This window comes from Janthinobacterium sp. GW823-FHT01H08, from assembly GCF_058797855.1.
Genome location: NZ_CM179504.1, coordinates 5,065,460 through 5,085,838, shown reverse-complemented (window position 1 = coordinate 5,085,838; position 20,379 = coordinate 5,065,460). Strand labels below are relative to the sequence as shown.

Here is a 20,379-nt window from a genome sequence, read left to right as displayed (position 1 = left end):
TAGCAGCGGCGGGCGTGCGCCGCGCCCGATTCAGCCGCCGATGTACGACATTTCCACTTTCTTTTTACCGTGCTCAAGCGCGCCGCCCGTCAGATCCGTCTGGCTGGTGCGCAATTGCGAATAGCGGTCGGCGCGGCCGCGCCACAGCTGCGCCACGGCCGAGGAAATTTCCGCGTCGCTGTGGCCGCCGCGCAGCAGGCTGCGCAAGTCGTGGCCGCTGCTGGCGAACAGACACGTGTACAGCTTGCCTTCGGTCGAGAGGCGGGCGCGGCTGCAGTCGGCGCAGAACGCTTGCGTGACGCTGGAAATGAGGCCGATTTCGCCGCCGCCATCGGCGTAGCGCCAGCGCGCCGCCGTCTCGCCCGTGTAGTTCGGGTCGATGGGCAGCAAGGGCATGTGTTCGCCGATACGGCGCACCACCTCGGCCGACGGGATGACTTCCTGCAAGTTCCAGCCGTTCGAGGCGCCCACGTCCATGTATTCGATGAAGCGCAAGATGTAGGGCGTGCCCTTGAAGTGGCGCGCCATGGGCACGATTTCCTGCTCGTTCATGCCGGCCTTGACGACCATGTTGATCTTGATCGGTCCCAGGCCCGCCGCATGCGCGGCATCGATGCCGTGCAGCACGTCGGCCACGGCGAAATCGACGTCGTTCATGCGCTTGAAGGTGGCGTCGTCGAGCGAATCGAGCGACACGGTGACGCGGTTCAGGCCCGCATCCTTCAGGGCTTGCGCCTTTCTGGCCAGCAAGGAACCGTTGGTCGTCAAGGTCAGGTCCAGCGGCTGGCCCGACGGCGTGCGCAGTGCGGCCAGCATGGCGATGAGCTTTTCGATATTCTTGCGCAGCAGCGGCTCGCCGCCCGTCAGGCGGATCTTTTCCACGCCGTGCGCGACGAACAGGCGCGCGATGCGCGTGATTTCCTCGAACGACAGCAAATCCGTGTGCGGCAGATACACGTGGTTCTTGTCGAACACGTCCTTCGGCATGCAGTACACGCAACGGAAATTGCAGCGGTCGGTGATCGAGATGCGCAAGTCGTGCAGGGGCCGGCCCAGTTGATCGTTCAGCAGGCCTGTTGGCGCTTCCAGGGCGGCCGGGATGGCCGGAGCGGCCCGTCGCCGCTCCGTCATCATGATGATTTTTTCTGACATGAGCCTAATAATCTTGCTGTTTTTCTAATTCCGGCGCCGCATAAGGGCCGCCTGATTCGCTAACCATACCACGATCGGGGCGCGGTCGTCGGCGGCCGGCTAGAAACCCGCTTCGCGGCGCGCCACGCCCGCGGCCGCGCGCAGGAAACGCCATGCCGGCGCTTCCCATTCCCCGGCGATGGCGACCCTGCCGCGCCAGGCAGGGCTGCTGGCCGGCAGTTCGGCGTCCGCATGGAGCAGCACCCGGTACACGGCCTGTTCGGGATACAGCACGCCGTTCTTTTCGCGCACCAGCACGTCGCCGCCGAACAGCGCCGCCAGTTCCGGCTCGTTCAGGGTGCGGCTGGCATCGCGGTCGATGCTGGCCACGGTCAGGCGCAGGGCGGGGCCGGCCAGGCCGTCGGCGAGGAACAGGGCACGGTCGCCGCGCGCGATGCGCCGCACGGCATCCTGGTCGACGTAGGCCACCACCTGCCAGCGCCCGGCGCCCACCAGCGAACCCAGATATTCCTGCCCTTTGAGCCATTCGCCGGGCCGCAGGTCGGGATCGACGTCGACCAGCACGCCCGCGAACGGCGCCAGCGGCCGGTAGCGCTGCAAGTCCGCGCCCACCGTCGCATGCTCGGCGCTGGCGTAGGCCAGCTGGTCGTTCAGCACTTGCCAGTCCTTGCGGCTGGCGGCGTCCAGGCCCGCCGCCGCCGATTGCCATGCCAGCAAGTCCTGGCGCGCGCCCGTCTCGCCTTCGCGCAGCGCCAGTTCGGGCGATGACAGGCGCAGTAGGGGCTGGCCGGCGGCGACGCGCTGGCCATTGGCCACCGGCAGCGCTTCGAGCGCCGCGTGCGCGGGCGCGTACAGCGCCAGGCGCGCCTGCGGCTGCAGCACGCCGGAGGTCAGCACCCGGTCCGGCCACGGCAGCATCAGCAGCAGCGGCAGCAGCGCGGCCAGGCCGGCGCTGCGCCAGGCGCGGCGGCTGTGCCGCAGGGCGTCGCGGCGCGAGCGCCACACCTGCAGTTCGCGCCACAGCGGCAGCGCGACAAACCAGCAGATCTCGACGAGGAACAGCAGGATGCCGACGGCCTTGATGAAGAAGTGGTACACGAGTGCGGCGATGCCCAGAAACAGCACCAGCCGGTAGAGCCATACGGCCCAGGCGAACAGGATCAGGCCGGCGCGCCGGCGCGGCGGAAACGATTCCGGCGCCGGCTCGTTCAGCGCGAACAGGCGTTCGCGCAAGTCCCAGCGGGCCAGCGCGAATGCGCGGCTGTGCAGGTTGGGCAGGCCCAGGTAATCGGACAGCAGGAAGTAGCCGTCAAAGCGCATGAAGGGACTGGCATTGATGGCCACGGTGGTGATCCAGGTGGTGGTCGAAAGCAGGAAGGCGACCTGCTTGGGGCCGCCATCGGGCAGCCAGGTCCAGGCCAGCGTGGCCCAGGCGGCGATCATCAGTTCCGTCATGATGCCGGCGCCCGCCACGGCCAGGCGCTGCTCGCGGCGCGCCAGCTTCCACACTTCGTTGGTGTCCGTGTACGCCACGGGCCACATCACCAGGAAGGCCAGGCCCATGGTCGGCACGCGGCAGCCGTAGCGCTTGGCCGTCAGCGCGTGGCCCATCTCATGGCAGACTTTGGCGAAGGTGATGGCGGCGCCGTACAGCAGGGCACCATGCCAGCTCAGCGTGTCGAGCAGGGTGGCGGAAAAGCGTTCCCAGTCGCGGTAGGCGCCGGCCACTCCCAGCAGGCCGGCGGCCAGCGTCAGCCAGCGGAAGGCGGGCGAAAACAGCCACCCGAGGCGCGGCGCGAGCCAGTCCAGCCAGCGGTCAGGGCGCACCAGCGGGATGCGGAAAAACAGGTAGTTATGCAGCAGCCATTGCTGCCAGCTGCCGCGCTGGCGCGTGGCCGCCATCGCCGCCGCGGCGCCCTGGCGCGGCTGCAGCAGCTGCTGCTCGCGCAGGAAGTCGAGCAGGCGCTCGATGGCGCCGCCATCGAGTTGCAGGGTGGTGCTTTGGTTGATGTCGTCGATGAGGGCCTGGGCGTCGTTGTTCTCCCAGCGGCGCAGCATCTCGAAGCTGGGCCAGTCGAGCTGGAAGAACAGGTTGCGCACGGGGTCGTGCAAGGTCCAGCTGGGCTGGCCGTCGGGCAGGCGTGGGCCGGCATGGATGGACAGCTCCTGGCGCAGCAAGGGTAAGGCGTGCATGCGGTTCCGTTCTACAGGGCGATGAACTGGCGGATGCTGGCCAGCGGCCGTCGCAGTATCCAGTAGAGCAGCGGCACCCGTTCGCCGCCCAGCTTGGCCGTGCCCTTCAGGCCGATGCGCTGGCCGGTGGCGCCGTCCAGCCTGGCGCGCACGCGGTAGGCATAGCTGCCGTCGGGGCGCGCGGTGGCGCGGTGGCTCATGTAGCGCACATACGCTTCGAGCGGCGTCAGCGGCGCGGCGGCCAGGTACAGCTTGAGCGGGGCCCGCTCGGCCAGCGGAATGGCGTCGCCGATCGGCACCCACGCTTCGATCTCCACGTCGTCGGCGGCCGCCACCTGCATGATGCGTTCGCCCGTCTGCACGGGCCGGCCTATCCATTCCGACGGGTCGTCGAACAGGGCGATGCCGGCATGCGGGGCCAGCACGCGCGAGCGCTGCGCCTGGCCCTCCAGGAACGCTGCCTGCGCCTGCTTCTCGGCGATCTTGCCCAGCAGCGCGGCCAGCTGCGTCTTGGCGCGCGGGTCGTTGAGTATCATCTGCGCCGTCTGCCGGTACTCGGCCTGCGCCGTGGCCAGCCCTTCGCGCGCGACGTCGAGGCGGCTGCCGATGGGCGCCTGGTCGAACGAGAACAGGGGCTGGCCGGCGCGCACGACCTGATTCGGGCGCACGGAAAATTCGGCGATCACGCCATCGAGGGGTGCGCGGATGGTGGCCGGATTGGCCGCCACCAGCTCGCCCGGCGCCAGTACCGTCAGGCGCACGGGAAACAGCAGCACCGCCAGCACTGCCAGCGCGGCGCCCAGCCGGCGGCGCCAGCGCTGGCCTTGTCCATCGCCCTGCCACCACAGCCGCAGCCGCGCCGGCAGCGCCGCCGGCGACCAGCGCGCGGGACCTTGCCTGGCGCGCCACGCATGCTGCCAGATATCGGCCCATTCGGTGAGCAGGGCCAGCTGCCCTGGCTGCAGCGGCGCGTCGCCGGCCAGCAGCAGGCCCGCCTGCCCGCCGGCGCGGCCCGTGGCGCGCAGCGGCACCCAGGTGACGGCCACGGGCAGCCATTCGTCCCAGGCGGCGGCGATGGCGGGCGGCAGTTGCGCGGCCTCGACGGCCAGCGGCGCGGCGTCCGCATGGCGCTCTGCCAGCGCCCGGCACAGCTGCCCGAGCCACTGGGCATACGGGGCGTTGGCTTCCACTTCCACCACGCCGGACAGGGTGTGCACGCCGCCGGCGTCGAACCACAGCGCCGCCTGGCGGTACGGCGCCAGCGCGCGGCTGTCGTTCACCAGCAGGAAGGCCAGTTCATTGGCGCTGGCCGCGGCGCGTGCGCGCTGGGCCAGTTCGAGCAAGGTCAGCAGGGGATCAAATGCCACCGCGTCGTTCATGCATGCGCTTTCGCCGCCGCCGCGCTACGCGACAACGCCGCCAGGCGCTCGGCGCCCGCGCCGTGCACGGCGCCCAGCTGCGCGCTCAGGCCGGGACGTCCCACGGGGTCGGCCGGGCCGGCGTCGCGCGCCGAGGTCTTGATGACCTGGCCATCCCTGGTGATGACGATCTTGAAGGTCTGCACGGCGACGCGTCCCTGGGCGTCGCGCGCCGTGACCGTGAAGTGCAGCGTGCCTTCGAAGCCCGGCGGCGCCGTTCCCTCGAAGCGCGCCGCGCGGCTGTCGAACCTGATCCAGGCAGGCAGGGGCCTGCCGTCGGTCTGCTGCGCGCTGAGCTGGAACGGCGTGCCGCCGCCGGACTGCACGAAGGTGTCGGGCGCCAGTTGCACCGCGATACGTTCGCCGCTGCCGAACGCCTTGTCGCCGATCGGCACCTGCGAGAGCAGCGCATCGCTGCGCGACGGCAGTTCCGGCAAGCCGGTCGGCGTGAAGGCCGTCAGCAGCATGGCGGGGTTGGTCAGGGCGGCGATGCTGACGGGGGCCAGCGGGTTCCTGGCAACGTCGGCCGCTCGGCCGCCGTTGGCGCCGCTGCTCGGGCTGAACAGCGCCAGCGTGTCCGGCGCCAGCACGCCGGGAAGGGCTCCGGCGGCAGCGCTGGCGGGGGCCTTTTCGGCAACCTTGTCCGCCGGCGCGGGGGCTTCCGGCAGCACGCGCACGGGCGGCGCCACCACGGGCGGCACCACGACGGGCGGCGTCACCGGTACGCTCACTTGCGCCGCCAGGATGGCGCCGTTGTTGCCGGCCGTATCGCGCACCACCACTTGCACCTGGCCGGCGGCGACGCCGGCCAGCGACCAGCTGTTGCCGGCCACGCCAGCCGCCTGCCAGCTGGCGCCGCCATCGCGCGAGACGAGTACCGATTCGCCGGCCGCCAGCGGCGCCGAGAGGTTGCCGCCAAGCACATTCTCGCCCGATAGCGTGGCCGAGGTGGCCGTGGCGACGGGGGCGACGGTGTCGAGCACATACGCTTGCGCGAAGGCGGGACCGTTGCCGGCGTCGTTGCTGACGCGCGCCATGAGGGTGCCGCTGCCGCCCAGCGTGACATTGATCGACCACGCCGTCGCGCCGCCGGTAGCCGCCGCGCTGCGCCAGCTGGCGCCGCCGTCGAGCGAGACTTCGACGCGCTGGCCGGCGGCCAGCGGCGCGGACAGCGTGCCGCTGATCGTTTGCGCGGCCACGTTGGTGATGAAGTCGCTGTCGCTGGCGCCCGTGTCGGCCGACAGCGTGGTGCCGGTGACGCCGGTCGTGGGCGGGGTCAGGAGCGTGCCGATGGTGAGTTCGCCATTGCTGCTGTCGCTGGCGACGTTGCCGGCCAGGTCGGTGACGCTCGCCACCACCTCGTAGCGCTGGTTCAGGGCCAGCGTGAGTGTGCCGCTGAGCGGTACGGCGGTGGCCAGGTCCAGGCTCCAGGCGCCCGCCGCGGGAACGACGGCATAGGTGGCGCCGCCGACGGAGACGGTCATGGTTTCGCCCGCCGACAGCGTCGCCGAGCCGCTCAGCACGGGCGCGGTGCTCATCGTCGCCAAGGTGGCCACGGTGGGCACGCCGGCTGCCGTGTCATAGATATACGCCTGGCTCGCCGCGACGCCGTCATTGCCGGCCGTATCGGCCACCTTGACCAGCAGGGTGTTGCTGGAGGTCAGGGTCTGGCCGGCCAGCGACCAGGTGTTCTGGCCGACGGTGGCGGCGGCGGTGGCCCAGGTGGCGCCGTTGTCGAGCGAGACGAGCACGCGCTCGCCGCTGGCCAGGTTGGCCGACAGGGTGCCGCTGACGGTTTGCGCCGCCACGTTGGTGATGAAATCGGTGGACGAGGCGCCGCTGTCGGCGGAAAAAGCGATGCCAGCCACGCTGGTGGCGGGGGCGCTTGTGTCGAGCACGTAGGCCGTGCTGGTGGCAGCGCCATTGTTGCCGGCCGCGTCGGTGACGCGCAGCTTCAAGGTGTCGCTGGCGGCCAGGGTGACGCCGGTCCAGGTCAGCGTGGTGCCGGACACCTTGCTGGTGATGTCGGTCCAGGTGGCGCCGTTGTCGAGCGAGCCGTAGACGATGTCGCCGGCGGCCGGCGCGCCGCTGAGGGTGGCGCTGATGGTCTGCGCCGCGGTGTTGGTGATCAGGTCGGTGTTGCTGGCGCCGGTGTCGGCCGACAGCGCGATGCCGCTGAAGCTGGTGGTCGGCGCCATGGTGTCGAGCACATAGGCTTGCGCGTAGGCGGTGCCGTTGTTGCCGGCGGCGTCGGTGACGCGCACTTTCAGGGTACCGCTGCCCGACAGCGTCTGGCCGGCCAGCGACCAGGTGTTGGTGCCGGTGCTGGCCGTGGCCAGGTTCCAGCTGCCGCCGTTGTCGAGCGAGACGTAGACGTTCTCGCCGGCCGCCAGGTTGGCCGCCAGCGTGCCGCTGATGGTCTGGGCCGCGGTCCTGGTGATGAAGTCGGTGCCGGAAGTGCCGGTGTCGGCCGAGAAGGTGGCGTTGGCCACGGTGTTGGTCGGCGCGGCGGAGTCGATGACGAGGTCCTTGTTGGCGCCCAGCGAGCCGGCCGTGCCCGGCGTGGCCAGCGTGACGTCGGCCGGCTGGTTGGCGCCGCCGGCATCGACGATGGTGGCGCCGTTGAGCACCAGCGCGGCGCTCGAGCTGTAGTCGAGATCGGCGCTGTTCTGGCCGGCGCCGACCGTGTAGCTGAACGTCAGCGTGCTGGTGCCCGAGCCGCCGGCATAGGTGGCCTGGCCGCCGCCGTCGAGCGCCAGGGTCGGCGTGCCGCCCGTGGTGTCGACGTTGACCGCGGTGGAGAAGTCGACCGTGATGGTGATGGTCTGGCCGGCGCCGTAGGCGCCGTCGGCGGTGCTGGCGCCGACGCCGGTGACGCTGGGGTTGCTGCCGTCGACATTGACGCCGGCCGTGCTGCCGACGCTGTTGAGCGTGACCACGGCGTCGTTGCCGGCCGTGTCGCGCAGCGTGCCGCCGTGGGTCGACAGTGCGCCGACCGTGATGCCGTTGGTGTCGATGTCGCCGCTGGGCACGGTGTAGCGGAACAGCAGCGCGCTGGTGCCGGAGCCGGACACGTAGTCGGCGTAGCGGGTAGTGGCGCCGACCACGAGGGCGATGCGCGGCGTGCCGCCGGTGGTGTCGACAAGGACGGCCTCGTCGAAGTTGACCGTGAAGTCCAGCGCGCCGCCGCTGTAGTAGGTGCCGTTGGCCGGCACCGCCACAGTGGCGACGGCCGGGGCGGTGGTGTCGACCGCGATCGTCAGCGCGGCCGAGGCGGCCGAGGCGTTGCCGGCGGTGTCGGTGGACACGACCGTGATGGTGTGGGAGCCTTGGGCCAGCGCGCCGGTGGTCAGCGTCCAGCCGCCGGCGCCGGCGGTGACGGTGCCCAGCAGCGTGGCGCCGTCGAACACGGTGACGGTGCTGCCGTTCTCGGCCGTGCCGCTCAGCGTCGGCGTGGTGTCGCTGGTGATGCTGTCGTTGTTCTGCACGCCGGTGTCGCTGGCCGTGGCCAGCACCGGTGTGCCGGGCGTGGCCGGCGTGCTGGTATCGAACATGTAGGCCTGGGTCTTGACGCTGCCGGTGTTGCCGGCGGCGTCGACGACCTTCAGCTGCAGCGTGTCGCTGCCGGCCAAGGTGACGCCGGTCCAGCTCAGGCTCGTGCCGCTGACCTTGCTGGTGATGTCGGTCCAGCTGCCGCCGTTGTCCAGCGAGCCGTAGACGATGTCGCCGGCGGCCAAGGTGGTGCTCAGGGTGGCGCCGATGGTCTGCGCCGCCGTCTTGGTGATGAAGTCGCTGGCGCTGGCGCCCGTGTCGGCCGACAGCGCCAGGCCGCTGAAGGTGATGGTCGGCGAACCGGTATCGAAGGTATAGGCTTGCGACAGCACGGCGCCGTCGTTGCCGGCCGTGTCGCTGACCTTGACCTTCAGCGTGCTGCTGGCGCTGAGCGTGCGGGCCAGCCACCAGGTGTTCTGGCCCACGGTGGCGCTGGCGGCGGCCCAGGTGGTGCCGTTGTCGAGCGAGACGAGCACGCTCTCGCCGCTGGCCAGGTTGGCCGACAGGGTGCCGCTGATGGTCTGCGCCGCCGTTTTGGTGATGAAGTCGGTCGGCGACGTGCCGGTATCGGCCGAAAAGCTGACCGTGGCCACGCTGGTGGTGGGTGCGGTGGTGTCGAGCGTGTAGTTCTGGAAGCTCAGCGAACTGTCGTTGCCCGCCGCGTCGGTCACCTTGAACATGATGGCGTTGCTGCCTGCGCCCAGAGTGGCGCCGTTCCAGGTCAGCGTGGTGCCGGCAACCTTGCTGGTGACGTCGGTCCAGCTGGCGCCGCCGTTGACCGAACCCCAGACCACGTCGGTGCCGGCCGGCGCGCCGCTGAGCGTGGCGGTGATGGTCTGGCTGGCTGTCTTGGTGATGAAGTCGGTGCTGTTGACGCCGGTGTCGGCCGACAAGGAGATGCCGGTGAAGGACGTGGTCGGCGCCGTGGTGTCGAGCGTGTAGCTGTGCGTGTAGGCGGTGCTGGAGCCGTCGGCGTTGGTGACGCGGGCCTGGAAGGTGCTGCTGCCGGCCAGCGTGGTGACGGTGCTCCAGCTGCTGGAGCCGATCGTGTAGGTGGTGGCGTCGCTCCAGCTGCTGCCGTTGTCATATGACACCTGGACCTTTTCGCCCGTGCTCAGCGTGGTCGACAGCGTGCCGCTGATGATTTGCGCGGCGGTCTTGGTGATGAAGTCGCTGCCGCTGGTGCCGGTGTCGTCCGACAGGCTGGCGCTGCTGACCGTGACCGTGGGCGGGTGCGAAATAGCCTTGACGTCGGTGATGTCGAAATTCTGGAACAGACCGAAATCGCCGGAACTGAACACCACCTGCTTGACGTCGTTGATCGGTTTGCTCAGGCCGGAATTGAGCAGGGTCTGCCAGCCGTTGGCCAGCGAGTTCACTGTGAGCGTGTCTGTGGTGTTGTTGCCATACGTTAAGTTGATCGTCAGCGAGCCGGTCAGGACGCCGACATCGAACGAGCTGATGTCGAAGGTGTAGCCGGAAGCGATGGTGACCGTCAGCCTGACTTCATTGGTGGGCCCCTGGTAGGCATACAGCCCGTCGGTGCCGTAGGTGCCGTCAATGCCCAGGCCGCCGGCGCTGGCGCCGCCGTAAAACGTGACGTTTTGGCCGTTAACCTGTTTGACCACGGTGGTCGAGCTGTAGTCGGCGTCGCTGCCGGAGAAGCTGACCTGTGTGAGCAGGCCCTGGTAGTCGGCGATGTCCAGCGCTTTGGCGTCGATCTTGCCGGCATGCGCTTCGAGCGTCCAGTTGCCGCCGATGGCTGCCGCGCCGGTGGCGTCCCGCGACGCCGCGACATCGGCGCCCGTGATGCGCGCCAGGTCGGCGATCAGCGGGTTATGGCCGCCGGCGGCGACATCGCAGCCATACAGCAGCAAGTCGCCGTCGGCGCTCAGGGCCTGGCCCAGCTGCGCCAGTTCCGATCGGACGGCAACCGACGACAGGGAGGCATCGGTCAGGCGCGCGGTGCCGAGATTGATGGTGCCTTCGGATCCATGCGACAGGATGTGGATCGCGTCGATTCCGCTCTGGCTGGCCGCCCATTGCGCGATCTGCGCCAGGCCGTCTCGGCTGCCGTCGAATTCGACGATGCCGACGCCGGCGCGCACGCCCGCCTCCAGGCTCTTGTAGTTGTCCACCGAGGTGTCGATCAGCACCACTTCCTTCTTGCCCTGGTCCTTGGCCGGCTCGGCCGCGCGCACCGTCACGGCCGGCGGTAGCGGCAGCGGTGCGCTTTCGTGCGCCTGCGCCGCGTGGGCGGCGTCGGCCACGGCGCCGTCGAACATGAAGCGCTGCTCCAGCGGCAGCAGTTGCGAGGCGCGGCGCAGCGGACGGCGTACGGAAGTCGTTGCCGCGGCAGGGAAGAGGGAATGGTTCATGTCAGGCTCCTGGTGATACGTGACGGGCGCGCTTGAGCGGCGTGCCCGGGGCGGCGAATTGGGCGAGGTGGGCGTCGATCTTGCGGTCGAGCGCCGGCCGCCATTCGGGCGGCATGATGGCCAGCACCTGGTCTTGCAGCTGCCGCGCCTGGTCTTGCAGGGCGGGCTCGCTCAGGCGGCTGCGGGCGGCGCTGGCCCACAGATAAATCTTGGCCAGGTTGGCGGCGCCGGGCGCGCCCGTATCGGCGTCGGGCGGCAGGTGGGCGTACAGCGTCGCCGTGGGCAGGTAGGCGGGGACATAGCCCTTGCTCGCCAGTTCTTCCAGGGCAAGCAGCGCCGCCTCGCCCTCGGCTTCGCCGCCTTCTCCCTGCGCTTGCATGATGGCCAGCTGGTAGCGCGCCTCGTCGATCTGGCGTTCCGCCGCCATGCGGTACCAGTGGCGCGCCATGGCCGCGTCGTGCGGCACGTCGCGGTCGTTGCGCAGGTAATTGGCCAGTTTCAGCATGGCCGGCGGCGAACCGGCCTGCGCCGCCTGGGCGCACAGCGCCAGGCCGTGCGGCACGTCCCGGGCGACGTAGCGGCCGCGGACATAGAATTCGCTGGCCGAGCACAGTGAAATGAGGTGGCCGTTCGCGGCGGCGGCCAGGTAGCTGGACAGCGCGGCGGCGGCATTGCCTGGCGTGTCCGGAGTGCGCATCAGGCAGTCGCCGGCGAAATGCAGGGCCGTCGGTATCTTGCCCTGGGCGGCCTTGCCGAACCACGCGCAGGCGGTGTCGGGGTCGGCTGGCCGGCCCCAGCCATTCTGGTGGAACTGGGCCAGGGTGAACTGGGCGAGGGGATTGTTCTCCGCGTGGCGCAGGAAGGCCGGGTAGGCGCTGGCATAGTCGCCCTTGGCCAGCAAGGCATATGCGGCTTGCAGCGGCAGGGCATGGTCGGCCGGCCGCCCGGCGCGCGCGCCCGGCGCCGCCAGCAGCGTCAGGGACAGCAAGACTTGAAAGAGGCGGTATGGCTGCATGATGATTTCGGCGGCCGCTCCGCTCGGAGGCGGCCGCGCAACACAAGGTTAGGTGGCGAGGTCCGTCAGTTCGACTGCGGGTAGATGCCGACGGAGGCGATGTAGTAATACATGGCCATGGACGGCTGCATGATGCTGAACGCGGCGCCCGTGCCTGCAGGGCCGCTGACGGCTGCCGGCAGGGAGCCGTTCAGCGTCACCGGGGCGGTACCGGCCAGCGTAATGGCAGGCGAGCCGGCGGAGGTGACGGTAATGCTGCCGCCCAGGGAGCCGCCGCCCATGACCACGTCGGGTGCGCTGGTGTTATACAGCTTCGCCACCGGGGTATTTACCGCTCCCGGCACGCCGCCGGCCAGCGGCGTGGCCGACGCACCCGCGGCGCTGCTGGCTTTCAGCGTCAGTGTCAGCGCACTGGTATTGGCGGTGTAGGTGACGGGCGCCATCGAAATGGTGGTGGGCGTGCCGGTCGTCTGAGCCAGGTTGACCGAGCCGCTGACCTTGCTCAAGTCGACCGCCGGCAAGGTATGCGCATGGGCCGGCAGATTGGCCATGGTCAGGGTGGCGCTGACGGTGCCTACCTTCTGGCCCACCGTGTAGCTGGTGTTGGCGTCGACGGTGCCGGCACCGATCACGGTGCGGCCGCGCAGGTCCGGCAGGTTGAAGGTGGTGTTGCCGCTGCCGCCATAGGTCGTGCCCAGCAGCGAGTACAGCGCGGCATTCTGGTTGACGTTGAGGGACTGGCCGTTGGCCGGCAAGTAGCCGTACAGGTCATTGCGGGTCCAGGCCATCACGCAGATGCTGGAAACATAGGGTTCGGCGGGGCAGGCATAGCTGGCCGTGCTCCAGCTGGCTGCGGCTGCGGCAACGGCAGCGAGCGTCAGGCAGCGGGCGACGCGGTGCGGACGAGATTTCATGGGCTCTCCTTTTGGTCTAAGCAGGGTGAAAAAATCATTTTGCCGGCGGCTGCATCAGCACCTTGCCGCTCATGCCGGCCACCAGTTCGCCGAAGCGCCCGTCGATGACGGCGCTCAGCTTGACGGACTGGCTGACGGGGTCGACGCGGGCGCCGATGCGCTGCACCTTGGCCGGATAGCTCTTGCCCGTTTCGTCGATGCTGACCTGGAAGGGCGTGCCGTTGCGCACCCAGCTCATCCAGCGAGATGGAATGATGAATTCCAGCACCAGGGTGCTGTCGTCCAGAATTTCCAGCAGGGCCTGGCCCGGCTGCACGTACTGCTGCTCGCGCGCCTTCTGCTCGGCGATGCGGCCGGCGAACGGCGCGACGATCTGGCATTTGCCCAGCAATGCCCGGTTGGCGGCCACTTCGGCCTGCGCCTTGAGCGCTTCTGCCCTGGAAATGTCGAGTTCGACCTTGCCCACGGAATTGAGGTCGGCGAGTTTCTGGTTGCCCTGCCAGTTGGTCTCGGCCGCCATCCGCGCCGCTTCCGCCTTGGCCAGCTGCGCCTGCTGCAGCACGCAGTCGAACTGCACCAGCAACTGTCCCTGCTTGAAGGCCGCGCCTTCCGGCAGCGGCAGGCGGTTGATCTTGGCGCCGATCTCGGCGGCCAGGGTGGTGTAGCGGCGCGGCGCCAGCTGGGCGCGGATTTCCCGCGTTTCCAGCGTGGCGCCGGCGCTGGCCGGCTGCGGCGCGGCGGCCAGCGCGGCGTGCTGCAAGGTCAGGGCCAGCGCGCCGGCCAGGGTCATGCGTATTGCGGGTGCGACCAACTTCATGGACGGTCCTCAGGCGATGGCAGCTGGGCCTGGTTCCAGGTCTGCAGCGATTGCGCGACGGCCGCCGTCAGTTCGGCCAGCGGCATGTCGGACGAGCCGTTGACCACCGGTTCCATGCCCAGGGTCGCTTGCAGGCGCGATGCGGCGGCCTGCGCGTTCGACAGTGCCTGGTAGCGGCGCAGCTGCGACAGGACGGCCGTGCTTTGCTGCGAAATGCGGTCCAGCGCCGACTGTTTCTGCGCCTCGGCCTGATTGGCGATGTGCTGGGCGATACGTCCGTCCACTTCGGCGATGGCGTCGGCGCGCTCATACTGGCGGGCCGTGTTGGCGTATTGCTGACGAGCAATATGAAGCTGGCTCAGCACCGCCATCTGCATGGCCATGCGGCGCTGGTTGGCCAGGCTCACGCCCGCGTCGGCCAGGCGCATCTGCGCCGGCGCCGATAACAGGCCCAGCAGGTTGAACGAGATCTGCGCGCCGGCCTCGTTCCAGTTCTGATGGATCAGGTAATCGTCGTTGCTGTGCTTGACGCCATAGTTGAAGGACAGGCCGGGGAACAGCTTGAGCATGGTGCGCCGGGTTTCCTGCTGGGCGATGCGGGCGTTGTAGATGCCTTCGCGCAGGTCGGGATTGCGCAGCAGCGCCACTTCTTCCATTTTTTCGATCGGCTGGTTCAGCCAGGCCGTGTTGACGTCGCCGCCCGCTTCGACCACGCTATAGCCGCTGCTCAGCGGCAGGGCGGTCAGGGCCGCCAGTTCCACGCGCGCCGTCGACAGTTCCTGCTCGATGGTTTCCAGCAGGCGCAGGTTTTCCAGCAGCTGGCGCTGGTAGCGCAACGGTTCCAGTGGCGAACGGATGCGGTCGCTCTCCGCCGTGCGCGCATCCTTCAGGGCCGCTTCCGATTCGGCGATGGTGCTGCGCAGCAGGGGCACCAGCTTCTGCGCCGCCACCACGCGCCAGTAGGCTGTGCGCACGTCGAGTATCAGGTTGTGCAGGGCCTTGCGGCGGCGCTCGCCGGCGATCATCACGCGGTCCGCATTCTGCCGCGCCGCGTAGTAGCTCTGGCCGAAATCGAGCAGGCTCCAGGAAATGCCCAGTTCCGTGCTCAGCACCTGGCGGCTGGACGAGATGTAGGGATTGGCCAGCGACGGCGCGCCCGTGACGGAATCGACGCTGCGCGTAATCAGGTCATTGTTGCGGTCGCGGTAGCCGGCCGAGGCGATCAGCTTGGGCAGCATGTCGAACTGCCCTGCCTCGAAGGTGCCCATGGCAACGGCTTCCTCCATGGCCTTGTAGCGGCGTTCGGCGTTGTATTTGATGGCGCGGGCGATGGCGCCATCGAGGGTCAGGGGGCCGTTCAGCGCCTCCACGTCGCGCGCCAGGGCCGCCTTGTCGTCCTGCAGCGTGGCGCTGACCTCTGCCGTGGAAAGCTTGGCGGTGCCGACGTCGAGTGTCGAGCAAGCGCTCAGCAGCCATAAGCTGGCGCAGCCGAGCATGAGTGTCCTGATCGCGGAAGTGGGCATGGGATGATGTAATTGTTGAGCGCGCATTAATGGATATTCTCGAGGAAACTGCCGGGTTAATGACGGTGAAACAGTAATTTTCTTTCGAGTAAGTATATGACGTCGCACTCATTCAAATAATCAATTTTTCATTTGTTGCATATATGCCACATTTATTTATTTGAGAATGATATGTCGGGCGGGCATGGCAATCGATCACGATGCGGCTGCGCTCGCAGGTGGGGGCAGCCGCACAGAGCGTGGTGCCATGCCTGCCGGGTTCAGGTCTGGTTGCTGGCGTGAGAATGGGGAGATACTAAATTGCTGAAATAAATATTCTATTTATTAATGGTATATATATGCCGCCAATTAAATTAACCTGCATCAAATCCTGATTATTAATAATAAGGAAATAATATCCTCCGCGCTTGTTGGTGGAGATTCTGTTGATGCCGGCGGGATGCGATGATTGTCTGGCGCGACGCTTCCGTGTTCAAGCCAGCCAGGCACGCGCCAGGCCGATGGCGGCGCAGACCAGCAGCAATTTGATGGTTCCCACTTGAAACCTGATCAGCGCCACGCCGGCTGCCAGCGCGATGATCATCGCCAGCCAATCCCAGTGGGGCAGCGGATTTGCTTGCCAGAACACATGGCGGCCAAAGAACAGGGCCAGGCTGGCGATGACGCCCACCACGGCCGCCGAGATGGCCGTCAACGGCGCGCTCAGGCGCAAATTGCCGCGCGACGCCTCCACCAGCGGCGCACCGGCCAGGATGAAGATAAATGAGGGCAGGAAGGTAAACCAGCTGGCGACGAACGCGCCGCATATGCCCGCCAGCCACAGCTGCTCTCCCGTCACGGCATGGCTCCAGCCGCCGACAAAGCCGATGAAGGCGACGATCATGATCAGGGGGCCGGGCGTCGTCTCGCCCAGCGCCAGGCCATCCATCATCTGCGCGCTCGTAATCCAGTGGTAGTGGTCGGCGGCGCCCTGCACCAGATAGGGCAGCACGGCGTACGCGCCGCCGAACGTGAGCAAGGCGGCCTTGCTGAAAAACACGCCCATCTGCGCCAGCGGCTGGTCCGCCCCGCCCGCCAGTGCCAGGCCCAGCCAGGCGAAGAAGGCCAGCGCCAGGCCCACGGCGGCCGTGCCAAGCAGGCGCGGCCAGCGGAAGCGCGCGTGGTCCGGCGTGGGCGTGTCGTCATCGATCAGGGCGGCGCCGTAGCGGGCCGCACCGCCATGCGAGGTACCGCTGGCATGAAAATGGCCCGGCAGCCAGCGACCGCCCGCCATGCCCAGCAGGGCGGCGGCGAGCACGATCAGCGGAAATGGCAGCCGTAGCGCGGCGATGGCGACAAATGCCGCCGCCGCGATGGCGATCAGGCCGGGGCTGCGCAAGGTGCGCCGGCCCAGGCGCCAGGCGGCCGCCAGCACGATGGCGACGACGGCCGGCTTGATGCCGTACAGGATGCCGGCGATGGCGCCCACGTTGCCATACGCCATGTACAACCATGACAGGCCGATCAGCACCAGCAGCGAGGGCAGCAAAAACAGCAGGCCCGCCACCAGGGCGCCGCGCGTGCGGTGCATCAGCCAGCCGATGTAGATGGCCAGCTGGGTCGCTTCCGGCCCCGGCAGCAGCATGCAGTAATTGAGGGCGTGCAGGAAACGCTGCTCCGAAATCCAGCGCCGCTTTTCCACCAGTTCCGCATGCATCATGGCGATCTGGCCGGCCGGGCCGCCAAAGCTGACGCAGCCCAGCTTGAGCCAGTACCAGAAGGCGCTGCGCAGGCTGACGGGGGCGGGAGGGGGAAGGTTGGCGTTCTCGTGCATGGCGGCTGGCTGGCAAAGGTGGGGACGTAAAAAAGGGGAAGCCTGAGCTCCCCCTTTCATCATTGGCGGCTGGGCGAACCCGGCGCGCTTATGGACGTTGCGTGTTGACCTGGATCAACGGCTCATCCGATTGCGGCGGCAATGGCTTGCGTTCGCGCGGCTTGCGCACGGGAGCGACTGCCTTGGCGGCCGCTTCCTGCGCCAGGCGCAGTTTTTCCGGATCGGTGGCAGCCAGGGTCAGGCCGGCCGAACCGAGCACTGCGTCCAGGTCCAGCGGCGCAGGCACCGGCGATGGAGCCGGTGCGGAAGCTGGAGCAACGACAGGTGCAGGTGCAGGAGCAGGAGCAGCTTCGGCAACTACCGGTGCGGCTTGCGCCACGGCCGGCGCCGCTTCGGCGACTGGCGCTGCTGCTGGAACTTCTTCAGCCACGGCGACGGTTTCCACGACAGCAACCGTTTCCTCGACCGGTGCCGCTTCGACGATGACTTCCGCTGGAGCAGGCGCTGGCGCCGGTGCGGCTTCCGCTTTCTCGGCAAAGCTGTACTCGGCAGCTGGCGCTGGCTCGGCAGCGGCTGGTTCAGCTTGCGCTGCAGCCACTTCGACAGGGGCTTGCGCTACGACCGGTGCAGCAACTGGCGCGGCTTCAGCGGCAGGAGCGGCTTCCTCGACCTTGGCGATGTCGACCACCTTGGCCACTTCCACCACTTCCACCACTTCCACGACGGCAGCTTCCACCGGCGCAGCGACGACGACCGCGGCGGCAGCCACGACGGCGACCGGCGCAGCATCCGTTGCGGCTTCCGGCGCAGGAGCGACCGTAAAGCTGATCACTGGCGTGTCCTGGCCTTCGTTCTCGCCGTTTGCCGATTCGATCAGCTCGCCCGTTTCGCGGTCGCGGCGGTTGCGGTTGCGGCCACCACGACGGCGGCGGCGGCGCGGTTCTTCGCCTTCCACGTCGGTTTCCGTCTCTTCGCCTTCAGGGCCGGCATTTGCCGGCGCTTTCAGCAAGCTCGTTGGCGCGGCATCAGCGTCCGGGCCGTTCGACGCCACGACGACATTTACCGCGCTGGCGCTGGCGCCAACCAGGGCCAGCTCTTCAGCTTTCACTTCAGCAACTACAGCCTTGTCGGCGCGTGGTTCGCGGCCTTCGCGTGGCTGGCGTGGCGGACGCTCGGCACGTTCCGGGCGCTCGGCGCGCTCGGGACGTTCCGCGCGTTCAGGACGCTCGCCCCGTTCGCGTGGTGCCGCTGCCGTATCGCCGTTCTCGCGGGCTTCACGCGGTTCGCGTGGCGGACGCGGTGGGCGTGGCGGACGGGCCGCCTTTTCCAGTGCTTCCGCTTCTTTCGCCGCATCGTCCTGGGCTGGGCGGCCCTGGCCAGGTTCGCGCTCTTCGCGGCCAGGCTTGCCGTTACGGCCGCGGCCACGCGGGCCACGGCTGTTGCGGTCGCCGCGGTCGGTGCCGGCCGGCTTGGCCGGTGCGACAGGGGCAGGCGCTGGCGCCACCGGTGCCGGGGCGCCGGTGAAGAAGCTGATGATCTTGGCGATCAGGCCTTGCGGCGCGGCAGGCGCGGCCACCGGGGCCGGTTTTGCTTCGACGGGCTTGCGCTCGACCAGCGGTGCCGGCTGGTCAGGGGTGATCGTCTTGACGACGGCTTCCTGACGCGGCTTCGCTTCTTCCTTCTGGCGCTTGCTGTACGCCATGTCGGTTTCAGCGCTTTCGGCCAGGTTGTAGCTGGCCTGGCTGTCTTCCAGACGCGGATCGTCGTGCTTGATGCGTTCCAGCTTGTAGTGCGGCGTTTCCAGATGCTTGTTCGGGATCAGGATCACGGCGATGCGGTGACGGTTCTCGATTTTGAGTACTTCGCCGCGCTTTTCGTTGAGCAGGAAGGCGCCCACGTCCACAGGCACCTGTACGTGGATGGTGGCCGAGTTTTCCTTCATCGCCTCTTCCTGGATGATGCGCAGCACCTGCAGGGCTGACGATTCCGTGTCGCGGATGTGGCCGGTGCCGGAGCAGCGCGGGCACGTCACGTGCGAGCCTTCGGACAGCGAAGGGCGCAGGCGCTGGCGCGACAGTTCCATCAGGCCGAAGCGGGAAATCTTGCCCATTTGTACACGGGCACGGTCATGGTGCAGCGCATCCTTGAGGCGCTGTTCCACTTCGCGTTGATTTTTCGCCACTTCCATGTCGATGAAGTCGATGACGATCAAGCCGCCCAAATCGCGCAAACGCAGCTGGCGGGCCACTTCTTCGGCCGCTTCGCAGTTGGTGTTGAAGGCGGTCGTCTCGATGTCCGAGCCGCGCGTGGCGCGGGCCGAGTTGACGTCGACGGAGACCAGCGCTTCCGTGTGGTCGATGACGATGGCGCCGCCCGATGGCAGCGGCACGGTGCGGCTGTAGGCCGTTTCGATCTGATGTTCGATCTGGAAGCGCGAGAACAGCGGCACGTCGTCGCTGTAGCGTTTTACGCGGTGCACCATGTCGGGCATCACGTGGCTCATGAACTGGTGCGCCTGGTCGTAGATCTCGTCGGTGTCGATCAGGATCTCGCCGATGTCGGGCTGGAAGTAGTCGCGGATGGCGCGGATGACGAGCGACGATTCCTGGTAGATCAGGAACGCGCCGTTGGCCGACTTGCCGGCGCCTTCGATGGCGCGCCACAGTTGCATCAGGTAATTCAAGTCCCACTGCAGTTCATCGACGTTGCGGCCGATGCCGGCGGTGCGGGCGATCACGGACATGCCAGCAGGCAAGTCCAGTTTATCCATGGTTTCGCGCAATTCCTGGCGCTCTTCCCCTTCCACGCGGCGCGATACGCCACCGCCACGCGGGTTGTTCGGCATCAATACCAGGTAACGGCCGGCCAGCGAGACGAACGAGGTCAGGGCGGCGCCCTTGTTGCCGCGCTCTTCCTTTTCCACTTGCACCATGATTTCCTGGCCTTCGCGCAGCGCTTCCTTGACGGAGGCGTTACGGACGTCGACGCCTTCGCGGAAATACGTGCGGGCAACTTCCTTGAAAGGCAGGAAGCCGTGGCGGTCTTCGCCATAGCTGACGAAGCACGCTTCGAGCGATGGCTCGATGCGCGTGATCACGCCCTTGTAGATGTTGGATTTGCGCTGTTCGCGCCCGGCTGTCTCGATATCGATGTCGATCAGTTTTTGTCCGTCGACAATCGCTACGCGCAGTTCTTCTTGCTGCGTGGCATTAAACAACATGCGTTTCATTTTTATAACTCCGCGACCCGTAGGCCATCTCAAAGCCGCTTCCGGGGAAGCGGCGAAGTACAGGGATATATGCGAGAACGGGAGTGCTGGCGGGGGAAATGCCCAGGCGTGCGGAGCAACAACGCGTACGAGGTATACGTTACGGCCGCAACAGGCGCGGTGAGGTCAATCGTCATGCCGAGTGCACGGGACACTTGCAACTCATCTGTAACAGCCCGGATGAGAATGAACTGCATCGGGGGCAGAGAATGCAAGTGGTCAGCAAATTCAGAGCCAAATCGTAAGCCGGCTCATTACAGGGATCGCGATGGCGAGGCTTGGCCTCAGCCTATTCATCGACAACCTCAGGTGACCGCATACGGGTTTGGCGAAAAC

The 20,379-nt window shown here is 67.9% G+C and carries 10 protein-coding genes; all 10 read right to left on the bottom strand.

Annotation, left to right across the window (positions count from 1 at the left end):
* Positions 1–30: 30 nt before the first annotated feature.
* Entirely contained in the window at positions 31–1,152 is a 1,122-nt protein-coding gene (moaA, locus tag AC3RCG_RS22805; protein WP_492401932.1) for a GTP 3',8-cyclase MoaA, read from the bottom strand.
* A gap of 99 nt (positions 1,153–1,251) precedes the next feature.
* The gene (locus AC3RCG_RS22800; protein WP_492401933.1) at positions 1,252–3,345 is read right to left on the bottom strand and encodes a site-2 protease family protein; all 2,094 of its coding nucleotides are present in this window, start codon (positions 3,343–3,345) and stop codon (positions 1,252–1,254) included.
* A gap of 11 nt (positions 3,346–3,356) precedes the next feature.
* The gene (locus tag AC3RCG_RS22795) at positions 3,357–4,724 is read right to left on the bottom strand and encodes an efflux RND transporter periplasmic adaptor subunit (RefSeq protein ID WP_070289116.1); all 1,368 of its coding nucleotides are present in this window, start codon (positions 4,722–4,724) and stop codon (positions 3,357–3,359) included.
* A complete protein-coding gene (locus tag AC3RCG_RS22790; protein ID WP_492401934.1) occupies positions 4,721–10,693 on the bottom strand; it encodes an Ig-like domain-containing protein in 5,973 nt (1,990 codons plus the stop codon). The genes AC3RCG_RS22795 and AC3RCG_RS22790 overlap by 4 nt, the downstream gene beginning before the upstream one ends.
* 1 nt (position 10,694) lies before the next feature.
* Entirely contained in the window at positions 10,695–11,708 is a 1,014-nt protein-coding gene (locus AC3RCG_RS22785; RefSeq protein WP_492401935.1) for a tetratricopeptide repeat protein, read from the bottom strand.
* 65 nt (positions 11,709–11,773) lie between these two features.
* Positions 11,774–12,622, bottom strand: a complete 849-nt coding sequence (locus tag AC3RCG_RS22780) for a phage tail protein (protein WP_070220194.1) — start codon at positions 12,620–12,622, stop codon at positions 11,774–11,776.
* A gap of 34 nt (positions 12,623–12,656) precedes the next feature.
* The gene (locus AC3RCG_RS22775) at positions 12,657–13,439 is read right to left on the bottom strand and encodes an efflux RND transporter periplasmic adaptor subunit (RefSeq protein WP_409028023.1); all 783 of its coding nucleotides are present in this window, start codon (positions 13,437–13,439) and stop codon (positions 12,657–12,659) included.
* Complete coding sequence (locus AC3RCG_RS22770) at positions 13,436–14,935, bottom strand: TolC family protein (RefSeq protein WP_492401936.1); 1,500 nt, start codon at positions 14,933–14,935, stop codon at positions 13,436–13,438. The genes AC3RCG_RS22775 and AC3RCG_RS22770 overlap by 4 nt, the downstream gene beginning before the upstream one ends.
* A gap of 499 nt (positions 14,936–15,434) precedes the next feature.
* Complete coding sequence (gene chrA / locus AC3RCG_RS22765; RefSeq protein WP_492401937.1) at positions 15,435–16,775, bottom strand: chromate efflux transporter; 1,341 nt, start codon at positions 16,773–16,775, stop codon at positions 15,435–15,437.
* Between the two features lie 88 nt (positions 16,776–16,863).
* Complete coding sequence (locus AC3RCG_RS22760) at positions 16,864–20,004, bottom strand: Rne/Rng family ribonuclease (protein ID WP_492401939.1); 3,141 nt, start codon at positions 20,002–20,004, stop codon at positions 16,864–16,866.
* Between the last annotated feature and the right edge of the window lie 375 nt (positions 20,005–20,379).

Coding starts and splice junctions, on each gene's coding strand:
- moaA (WP_492401932.1), bottom strand. CDS start 1,152: ATGTCAGAAAAAATCATCATGATGACGGAGCGGCGACGGGCCGCTCCG.
- AC3RCG_RS22800 (WP_492401933.1), bottom strand. CDS start 3,345: ATGCACGCCTTACCCTTGCTGCGCCAGGAGCTGTCCATCCATGCCGGC.
- AC3RCG_RS22795 (WP_070289116.1), bottom strand. CDS start 4,724: ATGAACGACGCGGTGGCATTTGATCCCCTGCTGACCTTGCTCGAACTG.
- AC3RCG_RS22790 (WP_492401934.1), bottom strand. CDS start 10,693: ATGAACCATTCCCTCTTCCCTGCCGCGGCAACGACTTCCGTACGCCGT.
- AC3RCG_RS22785 (WP_492401935.1), bottom strand. CDS start 11,708: ATGCAGCCATACCGCCTCTTTCAAGTCTTGCTGTCCCTGACGCTGCTG.
- AC3RCG_RS22780 (WP_070220194.1), bottom strand. CDS start 12,622: ATGAAATCTCGTCCGCACCGCGTCGCCCGCTGCCTGACGCTCGCTGCC.
- AC3RCG_RS22775 (WP_409028023.1), bottom strand. CDS start 13,439: ATGAAGTTGGTCGCACCCGCAATACGCATGACCCTGGCCGGCGCGCTG.
- AC3RCG_RS22770 (WP_492401936.1), bottom strand. CDS start 14,935: ATGCTCGGCTGCGCCAGCTTATGGCTGCTGAGCGCTTGCTCGACACTC.
- chrA (WP_492401937.1), bottom strand. CDS start 16,775: ATGCACGAGAACGCCAACCTTCCCCCTCCCGCCCCCGTCAGCCTGCGC.
- AC3RCG_RS22760 (WP_492401939.1), bottom strand. CDS start 20,004: ATGAAACGCATGTTGTTTAATGCCACGCAGCAAGAAGAACTGCGCGTA.